At 71.7% G+C, this 17,210-nt stretch carries 15 protein-coding genes; 3 read left to right on the top strand and 12 right to left on the bottom strand.

The window, feature by feature from the left end:
• Positions 1–22: 22 nt before the first annotated feature.
• Together E8M80_RS18555 and E8M80_RS18550 are read left to right on the top strand one after the other, a co-directional pair.
• Positions 23–403 (top strand): thioredoxin family protein, encoded by a 381-nt coding sequence (locus E8M80_RS18555; RefSeq protein ID WP_137127215.1) that lies wholly within the window; start codon positions 23–25, stop codon positions 401–403.
• A complete protein-coding gene (locus E8M80_RS18550; protein ID WP_137127214.1) occupies positions 400–897 on the top strand; it encodes a heme-binding protein in 498 nt (165 codons plus the stop codon). The genes E8M80_RS18555 and E8M80_RS18550 overlap by 4 nt, the downstream gene beginning before the upstream one ends.
• Positions 898–945: 48 nt before the next feature.
• On the opposite strand, the gene E8M80_RS26065 is transcribed toward E8M80_RS18550, so the two are convergent.
• Together E8M80_RS26065 and E8M80_RS26060 are read right to left on the bottom strand one after the other, a co-directional pair.
• Positions 946–1,392, bottom strand: coding sequence for a DsrE family protein (locus tag E8M80_RS26065; RefSeq protein WP_170979494.1), 447 nt, complete (start codon positions 1,390–1,392; stop codon positions 946–948).
• Complete coding sequence (locus E8M80_RS26060) at positions 1,389–2,924, bottom strand: fused MFS/spermidine synthase (protein ID WP_170979493.1); 1,536 nt, start codon at positions 2,922–2,924, stop codon at positions 1,389–1,391. Before E8M80_RS26060 ends, E8M80_RS26065 begins: the two co-directional genes overlap by 4 nt.
• A 68-nt stretch (positions 2,925–2,992) precedes the next feature.
• Between E8M80_RS26060 and E8M80_RS18540 the strand changes: the two genes are divergently transcribed.
• Positions 2,993–3,550 carry a thioredoxin family protein gene (locus tag E8M80_RS18540; protein ID WP_137127212.1) on the top strand — a complete coding sequence of 186 codons (558 nt, stop codon included), beginning with the start codon at positions 2,993–2,995 and terminating at the stop codon, positions 3,548–3,550.
• A gap of 8 nt (positions 3,551–3,558) precedes the next feature.
• Here the strand turns inward: E8M80_RS18540 and E8M80_RS18535 are convergent, their stop codons facing one another.
• From E8M80_RS18535 to glgX, 10 genes are all read right to left on the bottom strand, one after another.
• Complete coding sequence (locus tag E8M80_RS18535) at positions 3,559–4,293, bottom strand: cytochrome c biogenesis CcdA family protein (RefSeq protein WP_137127211.1); 735 nt, start codon at positions 4,291–4,293, stop codon at positions 3,559–3,561.
• A 10-nt stretch (positions 4,294–4,303) separates the two neighbouring features.
• Positions 4,304–5,965: a thiosulfohydrolase SoxB gene (gene soxB / locus E8M80_RS18530; protein WP_137127210.1), complete on the bottom strand. Its 1,662-nt coding sequence runs from the start codon at positions 5,963–5,965 to the stop codon at positions 4,304–4,306.
• Positions 5,966–6,137: 172 nt separating this feature from the next.
• On the bottom strand, positions 6,138–6,935 hold the full coding sequence (soxA, locus tag E8M80_RS18525) for a sulfur oxidation c-type cytochrome SoxA (protein WP_137127209.1): 798 nt from the start codon (positions 6,933–6,935) through the stop codon (positions 6,138–6,140).
• Positions 6,936–6,945: 10 nt separating this feature from the next.
• The gene (soxZ, locus tag E8M80_RS18520) at positions 6,946–7,278 is read right to left on the bottom strand and encodes a thiosulfate oxidation carrier complex protein SoxZ (protein WP_137127208.1); all 333 of its coding nucleotides are present in this window, start codon (positions 7,276–7,278) and stop codon (positions 6,946–6,948) included.
• 18 nt (positions 7,279–7,296) lie between these two features.
• Entirely contained in the window at positions 7,297–7,758 is a 462-nt protein-coding gene (gene soxY, locus E8M80_RS18515; protein WP_137127207.1) for a thiosulfate oxidation carrier protein SoxY, read from the bottom strand.
• Positions 7,759–7,775: 17 nt separating this feature from the next.
• Positions 7,776–8,234: a sulfur oxidation c-type cytochrome SoxX gene (gene soxX / locus E8M80_RS18510; RefSeq protein ID WP_206035667.1), complete on the bottom strand. Its 459-nt coding sequence runs from the start codon at positions 8,232–8,234 to the stop codon at positions 7,776–7,778.
• Between the two features lie 143 nt (positions 8,235–8,377).
• Complete coding sequence (treY, locus tag E8M80_RS18505; protein WP_137127206.1) at positions 8,378–11,176, bottom strand: malto-oligosyltrehalose synthase; 2,799 nt, start codon at positions 11,174–11,176, stop codon at positions 8,378–8,380.
• The gene (gene malQ, locus E8M80_RS18500; protein ID WP_137127205.1) at positions 11,173–13,317 is read right to left on the bottom strand and encodes a 4-alpha-glucanotransferase; all 2,145 of its coding nucleotides are present in this window, start codon (positions 13,315–13,317) and stop codon (positions 11,173–11,175) included. Before malQ ends, treY begins: the two co-directional genes overlap by 4 nt.
• Positions 13,314–15,113, bottom strand: coding sequence for a malto-oligosyltrehalose trehalohydrolase (gene treZ, locus E8M80_RS18495; protein WP_137127204.1), 1,800 nt, complete (start codon positions 15,111–15,113; stop codon positions 13,314–13,316). Before treZ ends, malQ begins: the two co-directional genes overlap by 4 nt.
• Positions 15,110–17,209 (bottom strand): glycogen debranching protein GlgX, encoded by a 2,100-nt coding sequence (gene glgX / locus E8M80_RS18490; RefSeq protein WP_137127203.1) that lies wholly within the window; start codon positions 17,207–17,209, stop codon positions 15,110–15,112. The genes treZ and glgX overlap by 4 nt, the downstream gene beginning before the upstream one ends.
• Position 17,210 lies beyond the last annotated feature (1 nt).

The raw sequence follows: 17,210 nt of genomic DNA, 5'->3' as shown, positions 1-17,210 counted from the left end.
CGACGGGCGAACCGTAGCAGCGATGCACCGACGCCTCCTTCTCGCTGCGGGCCTGACGCTGCCGGCGGCGCGCGCCGCGGCGGAGGAGGTGTCGCTCGTGCTGCTCGAGCGGCACGACTGCCCCTGGTGCCGACGATGGCTGCGGGAGGTCGGAGAAACGTCGTGGAACCAGTCGGACCTCGGCCGGCGTGCGCCGCTGCGCCGCGTGGACGTGGCGCGAGGGCTACCCGCGGACCTGCGGCACATCGCGAACTGGCGCTTCACGCCGACCTTCGTCCTGGTCGCCGACGGGCGCGAGGTCGGCCGCATCATCGGCTACCAGGCCGATCTGTTCTTCTGGCAGCAGGCCGAGGCGCTGCTCGCCAGGCTTCCTTCCGACACCAGACAGGAGAGCCAGCCATGAAGGCATCCATGCTCGCGGCCGCGCTCGCGGCCGCAACGCTCGCCAGCACGTCGCCGCGCGCCGAGGAGTTCACGAATTTCCGCGTCATGGCGCCGGCGCTCGCGCTCGACCTCGCCCAGGCAACGCTGCGCGCCTGTCGCGACCGCGGCTTCCAGGTGGCGGTCTCGGTGGTGGACCGCTTCGGCGTGACGCAGGTGGTCCTGCGCGACGCCCTGGCAGGCGCCCATACGCCTGACACGGCGGTGGCGAAGGCGCGCGCCGCGGTGTCGTTCCGCGCCTCGACCGAGGAACTCTCGGCGCTGACGCAAGCCGGCCAGTTGAACAGCGCGATCCGCCACCTGCCGGGCTACGTCTTCCTCGGCGGCGGCGTGCCGGTCGAATCGGCGGGCTCGATCGTCGGCGGCGTCGGCGTCTCGGGCGCGCCCGGTGGCGCGGAAGACGACGCCTGCGCGCGCGCGGGCATCACGGCCGTGGAGGACCGCCTCCTGTTCTAGGACGTCTCGTGGGCTTGGGGGGCCAACGGCTCGCAGCCCTACGCGGCCTCAGGGCCGAAGATGCACCCACCCCTGCAGCGTCCGCTCGACGATCTCCGGAAGCCCGTTCTGCACCACCTCGACGCCGTCCAGCACCGTCTCCGGCCCGAGGCCCAGCGTGTCGAGCGTCGCGCCGCAGGCGACGAACTCGATGTCGTAGGCGCGCAGCGAGGCAACACGCTCGGCCACCTGCGTCTCGGCCGCGATCAGGTGGCGCACGCCTGGCCCGTAGGCCACCACCATGATCCGCACCAGGTCCTGCCCATAGAAGGACTGGACGTTGATGATGTTGCTGAACACCGCGTTCGCCCGCGCCGGGTCGGAATCCGCCAGCGACACCACGATTCGCCGCGGCGCCTCGAGGCTCGGCCGGGGGTCCGCCAGCGGCGTCTCGCGCACGCCCGCCGCGCCAAGTGCGACGGCCGAGGCGGCGATCAGGAAAGTGCGTCGTGTCATCGTCCACTCGCCTCCGGCGACAGAATGAGGTGGGACATCAGCCGGTCGACCGGCGCGAAGTCGTCGGTCAGCACCGGCACATCCGCCGCGCGCCAGCGCGACGCGACGTAGTCGGGCGGCAGCCGCGCCCAATGCCGTTCGGGCCCGCGGCGCGCGGTGATCCGTGGCGCCGGGCTCGGCGTGCCGGAGGCCAGCACGAGGTAGGTGATGCGCCGGCCCGCCGGCTGCGCCGTCGCCTCGACCCAGATCTCGACGACGGCGAAATCCTCCGCCAGCGTCCGCGCGAGCGCCAGCAGGAAGCGCGGCGCGCGACGGTCCTCCATCACGTTCACCAGGTAGGCGCCGCCGGGGTTCAGCCGGTCGCGCACCGCGCGGTGCCATTCGCGCGTCACCAGGTGCACCGGCATCGCGAGGTCCTGGAAGGCATCGGCGAAGACCAGGTCGAAGCGCGGCCCGGGCGGGGTCGCCTGCAGCGCCACGCGGGCGTCGCGCGCCACCACCCGCAGCGCCGGGCCGTCGCGCAGCCAGAAGTCGCGGCGCGCCAGCGCGGCGATCGCCGGGTCGATCTCTGCCACGGTCAAGGCCGCGCGCGGATGCTCGGCCGCCCAGGCCCGCGGCAGGGTGAAGGCGCCGCCGCCGGCGAAGAAGGCGGCCGGCGCCTCGGGCAGGCCGCGCGCGACCATCAGCTCGTCCGCCAGATGCAGATAGGGCTGCACCAGCGTCGTGGGTTCGTCCCGCAAGTTCATCCCATGCGCCAGGTGGTCGAGCACGAGCAGCCGCGCCGGCCGGCCGATCATCGGTTCGGCATCCACGACGCGCAGGCAGGCATAGGCGCTCTCGACATCGCAGAAGCGCCCATAGGCCGGCAGCGCCAACGCCCCCGCGGGCACCGCGACCGCCGCGGCCGCGAGGCCAAGCGCCGCCGCCCGCCGCGCCCCCGCCGCCGCGTGCAGCGCCGCCAGCGCCGCGTAGCACCCCGCGCAGGCCAGCATGGTGCCCGACGACCCGATCCAGGCCAGGAACACGAAGCCCGCCGCCAGCGTGCCGCCGATCGCCCCCAGCGCCGAGATCGCGAACAGCCGCCCCAGCACCCGCCCGACCTGCCCCGGCGCGGCCTCCTCCACCGCGAGCTTGGTGACGATGGGGGAGACGGCGCCGACCAGCAGGCTCGGGGCCAGGAAGCCCGCCAGCGCGAAGCCCAGCATGGCGAGCAGCGGGGAGACGCCCTCGGCATCGAGGAACGGCGCGGCGAGGCGCAGCGCCGGCACCGCCACCAGCGACGCCGCCGCGCAGCCGGCCAGGATCCAGGAGAGCCGCGCATGACCGCGTGCGCGGTCGCACTCCGGCCCGGCCAGCCGCCCGCCCCACCAGTGGCCGATGGAAAACCCGCCCAGCACCACCGCGATCACCGCCGTCCAGGTATGGACCGACATGCCGACATAGGGCGCGAGCAGCCGCCCGGCGACGATCTCCACCACCAGCCCAAGCGCGCTCGCGAACAGGATGGTGGTCGCGTCGAGAATCGCCCTCATGCGCATTGACGCGGCGCGCCTTCCTGCGCACATGCTGATGCAACAGACGATACCCCGAGGAACACCCGATGTCCCGGATCGCCCGCCGTGCCGTGCTTGCCGGCCTCGCCTTGGCCCCCGGGGCCGCGCGGGCCGCTCCGGTGCGCACCGAGGGCGGCTTCACCCAGGACTGGTTCCACGAGGGCTTCCTCACCCTGCGCGAGGATCTCGAGGAAGCGACCGCCGCCGGGCAGCGCCTCGCGGTCCTGTTCGACCAGCGCGGCTGTCCTTATTGCCGGGAGATGCACACCGACCACCTGGCGCAGCCGGATATCGAGGGCTTCATCCGCCCGCGCTTCCGCGTGGTGCAACTCGATCTGCACGGGTCGCGCCCGGTGACCGATTTCGACGGCACGGTGCACGAGGAACGCGCGCTGGCGCGGCGCTGGCGCGTGACCTTCACGCCCACCATCGTCTTTCTGCCCGAGCAGGCGCCGGCGCGCATGGGCCGCGAGATCGAGGTCGCGCGCATGCACGGGCTGATGGCCAAGCCGGACTTCCTCGCGCTGTTCACCTACGTGGCGGAGCGCGGCTACGCCGACGGCACCGGCTTCCGGGCCTGGCGGTCGCGCCGCCAGCAGGGCTGACGCCGCGCTCATCCGAAGCGCCCGAGGTCCGGCCAGCGTTCGAGCAGCCAGGCGCCGATCTCCTGGAAGGTGCCGGTCAGCACCATCACGCCCGTCACCACCAGCAATCCGCCCACGGCGATCTCGACGGCGCGGAAATGCTGGCGGAAGCGCTGCACGAAGCGCAGGAAGGGCGTCACGAAGGCCGCCGCCAGCAGGAACGGGATGCCGATGCCGAGCGCATAGGCGAACAGCAGCGCCGCCCCCTGCCAGGCGCTGTCCGCCGCCGCGGCGATGGTCAGGATGCCGGCCAGCACCGGCCCCACGCAGGGCGTCCAGCCGAAGGCGAAGGCGAGCCCCACCACATAGGCGCCGAGCGGCGAGACCGGGCGCTCGGCCACCTGGAAGCGCTTCTCGTAGTTCAGGAAGGACAGCCGCAGCAGGCCGGCGAAATGCAGGCCGAAGGCGATCAGCACAAGGCCGGCGAAGACCGCCACGGTCTCGAGGTGGTCCGAAAACAGCTGTGACACCAGGCTCGCGGTGGCGCCGAGCGCGGTGAACACAGTGGCGAAGCCGAACACGAAGAACAGCGCGGCCACCATCACCCGCGCGCGGTCGGGCGCCACCGCCACCGGCCCGCCGGGCGCGGCGCGCAGCGTCACGCCGCCGAGGAAGCCGAGATAGGGGATGATCAGCGGCAGCACGCAGGGCGACAGGAAGGACAGGGCGCCCCCGAGCAGCGCCGCCGCGTAGCCGACCTGCATCGTCGCCCCGTCAGGCGTTGCGCAGGCGGACGTCGCGGCGCGGTTCGGCGCGCACCGGGCCCTTCGCCAGGTGGCGGAACACCACGTCCCAGATCGGCGGGCCTTCCACCGCCTGGTTGATGCTCGCCCAGCCGGCAACGGTGTAGTCGCGTGACGCCTCGACCGGCTGGCCGGTGCGCAGCAGTGTCAGGGCCGAGACCCGCTGGCCCGATGGCGCCGCGACATCGAGCGTGAAGGAGATCCCGCCCGAGCGCACCATGTCGCCGCCCTGCTGGTAGTAGGGGTCGGGGTTGAAGAGGTTGTCGGCCACGTCCTCCAGCACCGCCTTCAGCATCTCCCCCTTCATCGGGATGCGGTAGGCGGCGGGGTAGGTCATGGCGGTCTGCGCCCAGACATCCTCGGCGGTGATGTCGGTGCCCGGCAGCAGCGTTGTGCCCCAGCGGAAGCCGGGGGAGAGCGCGACCTCGGCCTCCCGCTGTTCGAGCAGCGCGTCGCAGATCAGGTCGTCCCAGGTGCCGGCGGTGTTGCCGCGGCGCCAGAGCAGGCTTTCCGTGCGCCCGACCACGCGGGCGAGGTCGGCGGCGTAGGGCTCGCGCACGCGGTGCACCAGGGCGGCCATCTCGGCATCCGGGGCGATCGCGTTGCTGAAGACCGGGATCAGCGCATGGCGGAAGCCGGCGACCTTGCCATCCTTCACGTCGAGGTCGAGGCGGCTGACGAACTTGCCGTTGGCGCCGGTCGCGATCAGCAGCGTGGTGCCGACCTGCAGCGGGCGCGGCAGCGCGTCATGCGTGTGGCCGGTCAGGATCACGTCGATGCCCGGCACGCGCGCGGCGATCTTGCGGTCCACGTCGAAGCCGTTGTGCGACAGCAGCACGACCAGCTGCGCGCCGGCGGTGCGCGCCGCTTCCACGCGGCCGGCCAGCTTCTCCTCCTTGATGCCGAATTCCCAGTCCGGGAACATCCAGCGCGGATTGGCGATCGGCGTGTAGGGGAAGGCCTGGCCGATCACTGCGACCTTCACGCCGCCGCGTTCGAACACCGCCTCGGCGGGGAAGACGTCCTCGTTCCACTCGGTGTCCTGGATGTTGCCGCCGAGGAAGGGGAAGCCGAGTTCGCCCGCCAGTTCCTTCACGCGGTCGGCGCCGTAGGTGAATTCCCAGTGCCCGACCATCGCCTCGACGCCAAGCGCCGTCTGGAAGGCGACCATGTCGGCGCCCTTGGTCTGCAAGTTCGTCCAGGCGCCCTGCCAGGTGTCGCCGCCATCGAGCAGAATGGTACGGCCCGGCCGCTCCGCCTTGATCGCCTTCACGATGGTCGCGATGCGGTCGGCCCCGCCCATCGGGCCGAAGCGGCGCGCGAGGTCGACGTAGTCCACGTCGGTCAGCGCGTGCGACAGCGCGCCGCCGCGTGGCAGGCCAAAGGCGCGCAGGAAGGCCTCGCCGGTGATGTGCGGCGGCTGGCCGCGCGCCTCTCCGACGCCGAGGTTGGTCGAGGCCTCGCGGAACAGCATCGGCATCAGCTGGCCGTGGATGTCGGTGATGTGGATCAGCGTCACCTGGCCGAGCGGGTCGAAGCGCAGCAGGTCGGACTGGCTGGGGGCCTGCTGCGCGCGCGCGGGCAGCGCGGCGAGCGCCGCACCGGCGGCGAGTAGGTCGCGACGGGTGATCATGCGTGTCCTCCGCCCTGCGCCCGCTGCCTCGGAGACCGTTCGAGACCACGCCCTCGGGCGCATTCCGAAGTCCGGCAGCGGCCCGCTCCCCCACCCGTCCACCGAACGTCAGTATCCTGGATAGGCGGACGGGAGGGGGAGCGGGCCGCTGCCGGCATTCTCGAACGGTCCCTCAGCGACGGACGGAGGGGCTCTCGACCGGCAGGCCCTGCGCCCGCCACGCCAGGTAGAATTCGAGGTTGGTGAACTCCTCGCCGCCGAGCAGCGGCGCCTCCCCGCGCACGTCGTTGACGCAGCCCTGCAGGCGGAACTGCAGGCTGATCACCCGCTGTTCCTTGAGCCGATAGGTCGGGAAGCCGTTGCTCATGCCCTGCGAGAGGAGGTCGGCGCGCAGGGACCGGCCATAATTGTCCTCGTGGCAGGACCCGCAGCGCATGTCGAGTTGGCCGCGGCGCGTGTTGTAGAACGCCTCGCCGCGGTCGAAGAAGGCGCGCGCCGGGCCCGCGATGTCCACCGCCACCGGCATGCCGCGCGACTGCAGCGCGACAAAGGTGGTCATGGCGTTCAGCGGCCGGCTGTCGATGGGCAGCGCGGCGGCGCCCATGCGTTCCGTGCGGCAGATGTTGATCTGCTGCTCGAGCGTCACGACACGATTGAGGCGCGGGTGATACGCCGGCATGCGCGCGCGCACGCCGCGCATCGTCTGTGTCGCGTCGGTGTGGCAGGATGCGCAGGACTGCCCTGCGGTGCCCTCGACCCGGCTCCAGGCGGCCTCGCCTTCCTCGGCCCAGAGCATCGCCGGGTTCTGGAAGTCGTCGTCCTGGATGGCGATCGTCTCGGGCGTGGCGAAGTGGCGGCCCGATTGCGGGTCCGGGATCGCGCGCTGCGGCTCGGGCGCGCCGGACTGCGCGAAGGCGATGCCCACCGCCAGCGCCGCCGTCCCGATCGTCAGCCCTGCCGCCTTCCACATGGCAGGTGCCTCAGGCCAGCTTGATGTCGTTGGTCGCCTTGCGTTCCTCGCCGGCGTCGTTGGTCCAGGTGAACTCGAAGCTGCCCGCCTTTTCCACCTTGAAGGGGAAGGCGATGTATGGGTTCGCCGAGATCGCCGGCGCCAGGTCCATGGCGAAGACGAGCTGGCCTTCGAACTTCGCCTCGAAGCGCTTGATGATGTCGCGCGGGATGATGGCGCCGGCCTGGTCGCGGCGCTGCCCGGTCTCCATGATGTGGGAGATCAGGGTGCGGATATCGATCACCTCGCCGGCGCGGGCCTGGGCGGGGATGCGGACGCGGGGCTGTCCGATGGGTGCGGCCATGGTGGTTCTCCTTCGCGCTCAGCCGCCGCAGCCGCCGATGGTGACCTTCACCTCGGCGCGCGTCATGAACAGGTTGCCGTCGCTCATCTCGGCGATGGCGACGACGTCCTGCGTCGTGCCAAGGCGGATGCGGGTATCCACGCTGGCGCGGCCCATGGCCGGCGTCAGGTGGAAGGTCGCGAGGTCCGGCGTCGGGTTCTTGTCGGCGAAGACGTAGATCGTCTTGACGTGGTCGGCGGCCGTCATCGGGCTCTCGACCGAGACGGTCATCGGCACCGTATTGCCGTTCTCGGCGATCGGCGGCAGGCGCAGCGTCACGCGCCCTTCCTGCGGCGTGCGGCCGCCACGGATGCGGTCGATCGCGGCCTGGGTGGGCGCGGCCAGCTGCGCGGAAGCCGGGCGCGGCAGCAGGCTTATCGCGACCCCTCCGGCGGCAAGCGCCAGCATCACGCGGCGCGATGGGGTGGGGGCGGCGTGCATGGCGGTCTCCGTTCGTCTCATCTGAGGGTCATCAGGTAGGCGAGCACGTCCTCGACCTCCTGCGCGGTCAGGATCGGGCGGCCAGCCCAGTCGCGGCGCACGCCGGTCAGGCCTTCCACCCGGTAGTAGGGGGGCATGTTGCTCTCTGCGTTGTTGCGCTTGCTGTCGACGACCCGCAGGCGGAGTTCGCCGATCGAGTAGCGGTCCGCCACGCCGGTCAGCGGTGGGCCGAGATTGCCCTGGAAGTCGGCGGAGACCGGCAATTCATGGCAGGTCACGCAGTTGCCTTTGGAGCGGTCGAGGGCGAGTGCCCGGCCCCGGGCCGCATCGCCACCCGTTGTCGTCAGCGGCAGCGGAATGGCATCGTCCACGACGGCGAACGGCACGAGCGCGGCCGTCTGCGCCGCCGCCGGCACGCAAAGCGCCGTCGCCGCGAGCATGGCCGCACCTAGAATCGGCATCGAACCGAACCGCATGCCCTCTCCTTGTTAGTATTTTCTTATATTCGAGCATACGGATCCCTCATCGCGCAAGGGGTCACTTCGCGCGGGGCGTCATCGGCAGTCGATTTTCCGGCGTTCGGGTCCCGGGTGCCCGCAAGGCGGGCCTCGTGGTCCCGTCAGGCCTCCAGGGTCGTGGAGGGCGTCGTTGTCGCGATCGCCACCGGCGCGCCCTCCAGCAGGCGCACGAGCCGCAGGCCCGGCACCCCATCCTCGGCCGGACACCCGGGACGGAGGATGCGCCAGCCCCGCCGCCCCGAGATCGCCGCCGGGAGGACCAGGGTCGTCGCGCCGAGTGCGGCGCCGCGGACCGGCGCAAGGCTGCCCGGCTCCAGCAGGCCGGTCGGGTGCAGCAGGCCGACGAGGAGTACCGCCTCATCCCCTGCCACCCGTGCAACGCCGACGACACGCTCACGCAGCGGCCCGCGGCAGTTGACGGGAAGCCAGGTGCCGTCGAGGAACAGCGCCGGGCGGGACCGCCGCAGACCCAGCAGAGCGGCCGTCCAGGCCAGCTTTACGGCCTCGTCATGCCACGCCGCAGGCGAAGCGGCTCGCTCCAGGGCCGCGGCGCGCGCGGCGAAGTCCACCGGGCGCCTGTTGTCCGGGTCGACCAGCGACAGGTCCCAGAACTCCGTACCCTGGTAGGTGTCAGGCACGCCGGGCGCGATGCATTTCAGCGCCGTCTGCAGCAGGCCCTTGGCCGCGCCGGCGGCTGCGATCGTGGCGGCCTTCGCCGCGACATCGCGGTCGAAGCGCTGCGGGCGCGCCGGGTCCATCGCGGCGCGCAGGAAGCCAAGGCAGGACCCCTCGTAGGCAGGGTCCGGCAGGGCCCAGTCGCTGTGGCGCTTGCCTTCGCGCAGCGCCTTCACAAGCCAGCCCTCAACCCGCGCGAGGAAGGCCGCGACGCCCCGACGGTCGTCGGCATCGAGACCCATCGGCCAGGCGCCGAGCAACGTCTGGTAGATGTGCAACTCGTCCGCCGGATCGGGCGCGACGGTGGTGTCCAGGGTTGCGCGCAGCGGCGCATTCATGCGGCGCCAGCGTTCGGTGGTCGCCGCCCATCCCGCGGCATCCTCCGTCAGTACGGCCAGCCGCGCCCGCACATCCTCGCCGCGCTTGTGGTCATGCGTCGCCCCACCCGAGAGCGCGAGCGGCGTGCGCCGGCGGCTGCGCATGAAGCGGTGGAACGCAGTTCGTGTCACCGAGAGCTGCAACGGATCCGAGCCCACCTCGTTGCGCGAAATGAGCCTCAGGTAGCGGTAGAACGCCGTGTCCTCCACCGACTTGGCCGCAACCGGCCCCGTGAGTTGCTGGAAGCGGCGTATCGCCTGCAGAGCGTCGTGCCGTTCGGCACCGGGCTTCGCGCGGCGCAGCGCCTCGCCGGACAGGATCGGACGGACGCGCGCGAGCAATTCGTGCTGCGTCGCGCGCAGCCGGCGGGCAGCGCGGCTGAATGCCCAGTCCAGCACGTAGGCATCCGCCCCGCGCCCACCGGAGAGCGAGGCATAGGTCCGATATGTCGGGAACTCGATCACGATCGCGCGCAGCACGCGGCGCACAGCAGTCAGCGTGAAGTCGCGCGTGCCGAGGTCGCCCTGCAGGACACGATGGACGTGCAGCGCTGCGCCGGCGAGTTCCGCCGCCAGATAGTCCGACAGGATCTGCGCGCGCGCCGCGCGTTCGACCGCGTGGAAGTCGGACAGATCCGGTGCCGTATCCGCCCAGGCAGCGTCCAGCAGCGGTTCTGCCGCCGCGTCGTGCAGCAATGCGCCGATGCGGTCCATGACCTCGTAGCCCGTGGTACCGTCCGTCTGCCATTCGGCAGGCAGATGCTCGTGCCGCGCGAGAATCTTCTCGACCAGGATCCAGGGCTCGCGCGCCAGGCCTGCCGGGCGCTCGGGCGCGCGCGCCTCCATGCGCCGGCGCAGCTTGCGGCAATATGCGCGCGGATCGGCGAGACCGTCGACGTGATCGATGCGGACGCCGTCGATCAGCCCCTCTGCCCAGAGGTCGAGCAGCAGCCCGTGCGCCGCCTCGAAGGCGCCAGGCAATTCGACCCGGAAGCCGGCCAGCCCGTTGATATCGAAGAACCGGCGGTAATTGATCTCGTCGGATGCTGCGCGCCACCAGCAGAGCCTGTAAGACTGCCGCTCAAGCAGCGCGTGCAGGGCCGCACCGCCATCGGTGGCCGCGTCATACCGCGCCAGGCGCGCGAAGACGATCGAGGCCGCTGCGGGGCCCTGCAGCGCCTCGGCCAATGCGCGCCGGGCGGCTGTCGCGCGCGCGCGGTGCTGGCTGCGCGGCGCGCGCGCCAGGTGCCGCCATGCCGAAACCGCGGCGTCGAGCACCGCATCGCCCGTCGGCGGCTCGGGAAGGATCCCACCATAGTCGCGCGCCGCCACCGGAAAGCGATGCTCGTGATACCAGACCGACAGGCTGCCCTCGTGCGGCTCGAGGCGCAGCACGAGGTCGCCCGCGGCGAGCGCGTCTCCGTATGGCGCGCCGAGGAAGGGCGCCAGCACGCGCCCGTTCAGACGCGCATCCGCCGGCGTCCAGTCGATGTCGAACCAGGTCGCGTAGGGGCTGGCGCGCCCCCACTCCAGGACATCGAGCCAGAGCGCGTTGTCCGCTCCGCCGACCCCCATGTGATTCGGCACGATGTCGAGCAGCAACCCCATCCCGCGCGCGCGCAGATCCGACGAGAGCGCGCGCAGGCCCTCCATACCACCAAGCGCGTCGCTGATCCGCCCATGGTCGATGATGTCGTAGCCGTGCGGGGACCCCGGGCGCGCCGCCAGCACTGGCGATGCATAGACGTGCGAGATCCCGAGCGCGTCGAGATAGGGCACGACCGCGCGGGCATCCGCAAACCCGAAGCCGTCGTGAAACTGCAGCCGGTATGTCGCGGTCGGCGTCACCGTCTGTCGGCCTTCCTGCGCGACGCGGCCAGGGCATCGAGGATGCCCGTCGCCGGCGCTTCAGCGAGCAGGACCTCGGCCGCCCTGGGCAGCCGGCGGCGCCAGTTGGGATGTTCCTCCGTCGTGCCGGGCAGGTTCACCTGCGGCTCGACGAGGAGGGCGTCCTCGATCGGCAGCATCACGAGCGCGGAGGGCGCCTGGCCCAGGAAGTGCGCGACGGCGGCGCCCAGCCTTTCGTCCGGCGCGTCGGGCCTGTCGCCCTCGGCGCCTGCCTCCGTCCGGAGGGCGTGCCACAGGGCCGAGCGCTCGCCTTCGCGCGTGCGGTGCTCCGCAGCCTCGTCGCTGCCCTCGGGCAGCAGGCCGAGTCCGGCGCGCAGCCCGATATCGGCACCGCGCCACCAGCCAGCCAGCGTCGGCATGTCGTGCGTCGTGCTGGTCGCGACGGCCTCGGCCGAATAGCGCGCAGGCGGCGCGAAGCCGCCATTGGAATCGCGCTCGAAGAACAGGACGCGGAGCCCGAGGACGTGGTTCCGCACCAATGTGTCGCGATAGCCGTGAGGCAGAGTCCCGAGGTCCTCGCCGATCACGACAGTACCGTGCCGGTGGGATTCGGCGGCCATGATCCGCATCAGGTCATCCACCGGGAAGCGCAGATAGGCGCCATGCGACGCCCTCTCGCCTTCCGGCACGCACCAGATGCGGGCAAGCCCCATGACGTGGTCGATGCGCACCCCGCCGGCATGCGCCATGGCGGCGCCGAGGTCCTCGATGAAGGGCGCGAAGCCCTGGGCGGCCAGGCGGGCGGGCGCGAAAGTCGTGAGCCCCCAGTCCTGCCCATGAGGATTGAGCAGGTCTGGCGGCGCCCCTATCGACACGCCCTCCAGCAGCGCCGCGGTGCGTGACCATGCGCGGCTGCCGCCGGCATGGGTGCCGACCGCGAGGTCGGTCACCAGTCCGATCGCCATGCCGGCCGCGCGTGCCGTCTCCTGCGCGGTGCGCAGCTGACGCGTCGCGAGCCACTGCAGGAAGACATGGAATGCAACGTCATTTGCATGGGCGGCGGCGAACCGCGCCACCGCGTCGTTGCGTGGATCGCGGAGCGCCTCGGGCCATCGCCGCCAGTCCCAGGCGGAGGGATCGTCGCGGAACTGGCAGGCGTGCAGCGCCTCGAACCGCGCATGGTCCTCGAGCGCAGCACCGCCCGCGCGCCGGAAGGCGAGGAACTCCTCTCCGAGCGAGGTCGGCGGCGCGAGATGTGCCGCGGCGAAGCCCGCATGCAGCGCGCGGAGCAGGGACAGGCGCAAAGGCACCGCGGTCGGATAATGTACCTCCTCCTCCTCCTCGGCGGAGGCCAGAGCGGCATCGAGGCCGAGCGCCGCGGATAGCGTCGCCACCTGCCCCGCCTCCGGCAGCCCGCCCGGATCGGCGAGCCAGCCGTTCAGCCGCGTGCGGCTCGACGGCGCATAGGGGCTGTAGTGCTGCGGATCCGCGGCAAAGAGCGCATGCGTCGGGCTGAGCGCCAGCGCGTTGGCGCCGCGCGCCGCCGCTGCGCGCGCGAGCGCGGGCAGGGCGCCGAAGTGGCCAAGCCCGCCCGCGCCCGCCGCGCGCAGGCCGTAGAGTTGCACGCCCAGGCCCCAGAGCCGCCGGTCCTCCAGGGCGCCGCGAAAGCAGGCGGGGGGCGCGATGGTGAGGCGCGCCTCGGACGCGACCGCGCCGCCAAGCAGCAGCCGTGCCTCGCCCGGCGTCGTGGGCAGCGGCAGCGCGAGGCCCGGACGCGGTTGTCCGAGCAGCGGATCCGGCTCGCCGCAGGACGGTATCGCCGTGCCCTCCAGCGTGCGGCCGTCCGTGAATTCGATCCGCCACGGCACGTCACGGTCCTGCGGGCAATCGAGCGCGAGGGCGATGTGGAGCACGCCGCCCGCCGTGCCGGTCAGGCGCGGCGCCAGGGGCGCACGGCGCGCAACCTCGACGGCCTCGGCGAGTCCGCCCGCCGGGTCGGATATTTCGACGCCCTCCGCACGCAGAAGGCTGCGGAGCGTGTCGAGGCCCACCTGGCGGTGCCGGCCCATGAAATCGTGCCACTGCGTCTCGAAGCCGTGGATTTCGGCCAGGCGCAGGATGGCATCGTCGTGCGCGGTCATGTCGGCGATGTCCGATCGAGGAACCAGAGGGTCGAGAAGGCGCCGAGACGACCCTCGGCAAGCGATGCCGCGGCGCCCGCCGGCATCGCGTTCAGCGGCGTGCCGGTGTCGGCGGGCACGGCGACGGCCTCGGCACCAAGGTTGCACAGCACGCGCAGCGTGCTGCCATCCCCCATCCGCCAGGCGGCGCGGACGGCGGCACGGCCGATCGCCTCGGCGGCAAGGGCCGCCGCGCCCGGCAGGCGCGGGATGATCTCGGCATGGCGCGTCGCGAGCAGCGTTCGTGTTTGCGCGAGGGCGGCGGCCTGCGGCGCGGCCTCAGCCTCCTGTGAATCGGTGCGGGAGGCGGCGAAGGTCGCAGGGTCGTTGGGGTCGGGAATGGCAGCGCGGCCGGCCTCCCCCGCAAAGGCGGCGAAGCGTGCGAATTCCCGCGCGCGTCCCTCGCGAACCGCATCGGCGAGCGCGCCGGTGAAATCGGTGAAGTAGAGGAAAGGCCGTCGGCTCGCCCATTCCTCGCCCATGAAGAGCATCGGCACCTGGGGCGCGAGGAGCAGCAGCGACCGCGCCGCGTCGAGCGCTTCGGGTGGCGCAAGGACGGACAGCCTCTCGCCCATCGCACGGTTTCCCGTCTGGTCATGGTTCTGCAGGAACAGGACGAAGGTCGTGGGCGGCAGGTGGCCCGAGGCCTCCCCGCGCGGTTCACCGCCCCTGTGCGGCGAAGGCTCCCCCTGATAGGCGAAGCCTTGGGATAGGCAGCGCGCCAGCATCGCGGCCGGAGCCTCGGCATAGTCGCCGTAGTAGCCATCCTCCTCGCCGGTCAGCAACACATGCAGGCAGTGATGGCCATCGTCGTTCCACTGCGCGTCGTAGAGATGCGCCCCAAGGTGGGAAGCCGCGTTGTCGTCGTGCTCGAGCACCAGGTGGACGTGCCGTCCGGGCTCCGCCGCCGCGCGGATGCGCTGCGCCATCTCCTGGAGGAACTGCTCGCCCGGCGCGGATTCGATCGCGTGCACCGCGTCGAAGCGCAGCCCGTCGAAGCGGTACTCCATGATCCAGTGGATCGCGTTCTCGATGAAGAAGTCGCGCACCGGCGCCTTCGAGAAATCGAGCGCCGCGCCCCAGGGCGTGTGCGTGCCCTCGGCGAAGAAGCCCGGGGCATAGGCGTGCAGCCAGTTCCCCTCCGGTCCGAAGTGATTGTAGACGACGTCGAGGAACACCATCAGCCCGAGGCCATGCGCCGCATCGACCAGCGCCTTGAGGTCGTCGGGCGTGCCATAGGCCTCGGCGGGCGCATAGGGCAGCACGCCGTCATAGCCCCAGTTGCGCGTGCCGGCGAAGTCGGCCACGGGCATCAGCTCAACCGCCGTCACGCCGAGACACGCTAGGCGCGGCAATTCCGCCATCACGCCGCGGAAGCCGCCGAAGGCGCCGGGATGCAGTTCGTAGAGGACAGTCTCGTGCCAGGGCCGCCCGGCCCATTCGGCATGCAGCCACGCGAAGGCGCCGGGGTCCGTCACGACGCTCCAGCCCGACACGTCGCCATCCTGCGCGCGCGAGGCCGGGTCCGGGACCACCACATCCGGCCCGACGCGATAGCGATAGCGCGTCCCGGGGGGTGCCGGCACCGTGACGACGAACCAGCCGCCGGCCTCCGGCGCCATCGGTGCATCGCGTCCATCGGCAAAGACCACAGCAACGGCGGGGGAGGACGGCGCCCAGAGGCGGAAGCGCGTGGTCCCGTCGACAGCCGCTTCCGCGCCGAAGGGCAGGTGGTGCCGGAAGGAGGCGGCGGTCATGGCGCGGCGATCCTGGCGGCCAGGACGACAAGGCCATGGCCCTGGACCTCCATGGCGTTCAACCCTTCGCGCAGCGGTGCCTCCGGCGCCCCGCTGTCGAGCACGGGCCGGAAACTCGCGCCGTCGAGCGGCGGCATCGCGAATTCGACGGTGTCGCCCGCCGCGTTCAGCAGGATGCGGAGCACGTCGAGCATGCCCGGCGTCGACGCCGGCCCCGCCAGTTGCAGGGTGAAGGCGCGGCGCGACGCGTCGTGCCAGCCTTCCGGCGTGATCGGCGTGCCGTCCGGTTCCGACCAGGCGATGTCGGGCAGGCCTGGGCGCACGTCGCCGCCATGCAGGAAGCGGTCGGATCTCAGCACCGGATAGTCGCGGCGCAGGCGCGCCAGCCGGCCGGTGAAATCGGCCATGGCCTCGGCTTCCGGCGGGGCGTCCTCCGCCCAGGGCATCCAGGCCAGGGCATTGTCCTGGCAATAGACGTTGTTGTTGCCGCCCTGGGTCCGCCAGGCCTCGTCCCCCATCAGCAGCATCGGCGTCCCGTGCGAGACGAAGACCGTAGCCAGCAGGGCGCGCGCGACCCGGAGGCGCCGGGCCTTGAGCGCGGGATCGTCGCTCTCGCCCTCGACGCCCCAGTTGCGCGCATGATTGTCGCCGTGGCCGTCGCGGCTATCTTCGCCGTTCGCTTCATTGTGGCGTTCCTCGTAGGAGACGAGGTCGCGCAGCGTGAAGCCGTCATGCACCGCGACGAAGTTCACGCTGGACCAGGCGCGGCGGCGGCGGCGGTCGAACAGGTCGGCCGACCCGGCCACGCGCGCGGCAAGTTCCGGCCGCAAGGCCTCGTCGCCGCGCCAGAAGCGGCGCACGCCGTCGCGGAAGCGGTCGTTCCATTCCGCGAAGCCGGCGGGATAATTGCCGAGCTGATAGCCGCCCGGGCCGATGTCCCAGGGCTCCGCGATCAGCTTCACCCGCGCGAGGACAGGATCCTGCCGGATCGCGTCGAAGAAGCCGGCGCCGGGGTCGAAGCCGCCATCCTCCCGGCCGAGGATGGTGCAGAGGTCGAAGCGGAACCCGTCCACACCGTATTGCAGGACCCAGTGGCGCAGGCTGTCCATCACCATCTGCAGCACGCGCGGATGGGACAGGTTCAGCGTATTGCCGGTGCCAGTGTCGTTGATGTGGTGCCGGCGATTCTCGGGCAGAAGCCGATAGTAGGACGCGTTGTCGATACCGCGGAAGGACAGCGTCGGGCCAAGCTCGCTCCCCTCGCAGGTATGGTTGTAGACGACGTCGAGCAGTACCTCGATGCCGGCGGCCTGAAGCCGGCGGATGGCGATGCGCGCTTCCTCCGGGTCGCGACGGGACAGGAAGCGCGGCTCCGGCGCGAAGAAGTTCAGCGTGCTGTAGCCCCAGTAGTTCCTGAGCCCGCGCTCGACCAGGAAGCGGTCATCGACGAAGGCGTGGATCGGCAGCAGCTCCACGGCCGTGACGCCGATGCGATGCAGGTGCTCGATCACGCGCGGATCTGCCAGCGCCGCGAAGGTGCCGCGTTCGTGCGGCGCGGCTTCGGGCAGCGTCGCGGTCATGCCCTTCACATGCGTCTCGTAGATCACCGTGTCGCGCCAGGCGTGGCGCGGCCCAGGCCGCGGCGGCAGCGCCACCTCGGCCGTGATGAGAGCCTTCGGCACGCCGGCCGCGCTGTCGCGCCGGTCGATCGAGAGGTCGCTGCGCGGCGCGCCGATCCGGTAGCCATAGAGGGCATCGCTCCAGCGCAGGTCACCCAGCAGCGCGCGCGCATAGGGGTCGATCAGCAGCTTGTGCGGGTTGAAGCGGTGGCCTTCATGCGGCCGGTACGGCCCGAAGACGCGGTATCCGTAGGGGCGACCCGGCGCCACGCCCGGCAGGTAGCCGTGCCAGACGCCGTCCGTGCATTCAGGCAGGTCGAAGCGTGTGGTCTCCCGTCGGCCGTTCCGGTCGAACAGACATAGGACGACGCGCGTCGCATGTTCGGAGAACAGGGCGAAGTTCACGCCGCCGCCATCGAAGGTCGCGCCGAGAGGATTGGCGCAGCCGGGCTCCAGCCGCTCTGGAAAACGCGGCATG

It is taken from the genome of Roseomonas sp. HF4 (assembly GCF_005222755.1).
Lineage (GTDB): Bacteria > Pseudomonadota > Alphaproteobacteria > Acetobacterales > Acetobacteraceae > Neoroseomonas.
The sequence above is the reverse complement of the archived record's forward strand: the minus strand, read 5'-3'. Positions and strand labels throughout refer to the sequence as shown.

Bases quoted from the DNA above. Each gene is read 5' to 3' on its own strand.
- E8M80_RS18555 (WP_137127215.1), top strand. From the start codon at position 23: ATGCACCGACGCCTCCTTCTCGCTGCGGGCCTGACGCTGCCGGCGGCG.
- E8M80_RS18550 (WP_137127214.1), top strand. From the start codon at position 400: ATGAAGGCATCCATGCTCGCGGCCGCGCTCGCGGCCGCAACGCTCGCC.
- E8M80_RS26065 (WP_170979494.1), bottom strand. From the start codon at position 1,392: ATGACACGACGCACTTTCCTGATCGCCGCCTCGGCCGTCGCACTTGGC.
- E8M80_RS26060 (WP_170979493.1), bottom strand. From the start codon at position 2,924: ATGAGGGCGATTCTCGACGCGACCACCATCCTGTTCGCGAGCGCGCTT.
- E8M80_RS18540 (WP_137127212.1), top strand. From the start codon at position 2,993: ATGTCCCGGATCGCCCGCCGTGCCGTGCTTGCCGGCCTCGCCTTGGCC.
- E8M80_RS18535 (WP_137127211.1), bottom strand. From the start codon at position 4,293: ATGCAGGTCGGCTACGCGGCGGCGCTGCTCGGGGGCGCCCTGTCCTTC.
- soxB (WP_137127210.1), bottom strand. From the start codon at position 5,965: ATGATCACCCGTCGCGACCTACTCGCCGCCGGTGCGGCGCTCGCCGCG.
- soxA (WP_137127209.1), bottom strand. From the start codon at position 6,935: ATGTGGAAGGCGGCAGGGCTGACGATCGGGACGGCGGCGCTGGCGGTG.
- soxZ (WP_137127208.1), bottom strand. From the start codon at position 7,278: ATGGCCGCACCCATCGGACAGCCCCGCGTCCGCATCCCCGCCCAGGCC.
- soxY (WP_137127207.1), bottom strand. From the start codon at position 7,758: ATGCACGCCGCCCCCACCCCATCGCGCCGCGTGATGCTGGCGCTTGCC.
- soxX (WP_206035667.1), bottom strand. From the start codon at position 8,234: ATGCGGTTCGGTTCGATGCCGATTCTAGGTGCGGCCATGCTCGCGGCG.
- malQ (WP_137127205.1), bottom strand. From the start codon at position 13,317: ATGACCGCGCACGACGATGCCATCCTGCGCCTGGCCGAAATCCACGGC.
- treZ (WP_137127204.1), bottom strand. From the start codon at position 15,113: ATGACCGCCGCCTCCTTCCGGCACCACCTGCCCTTCGGCGCGGAAGCG.
- glgX (WP_137127203.1), bottom strand. From the start codon at position 17,209: ATGCCGCGTTTTCCAGAGCGGCTGGAGCCCGGCTGCGCCAATCCTCTC.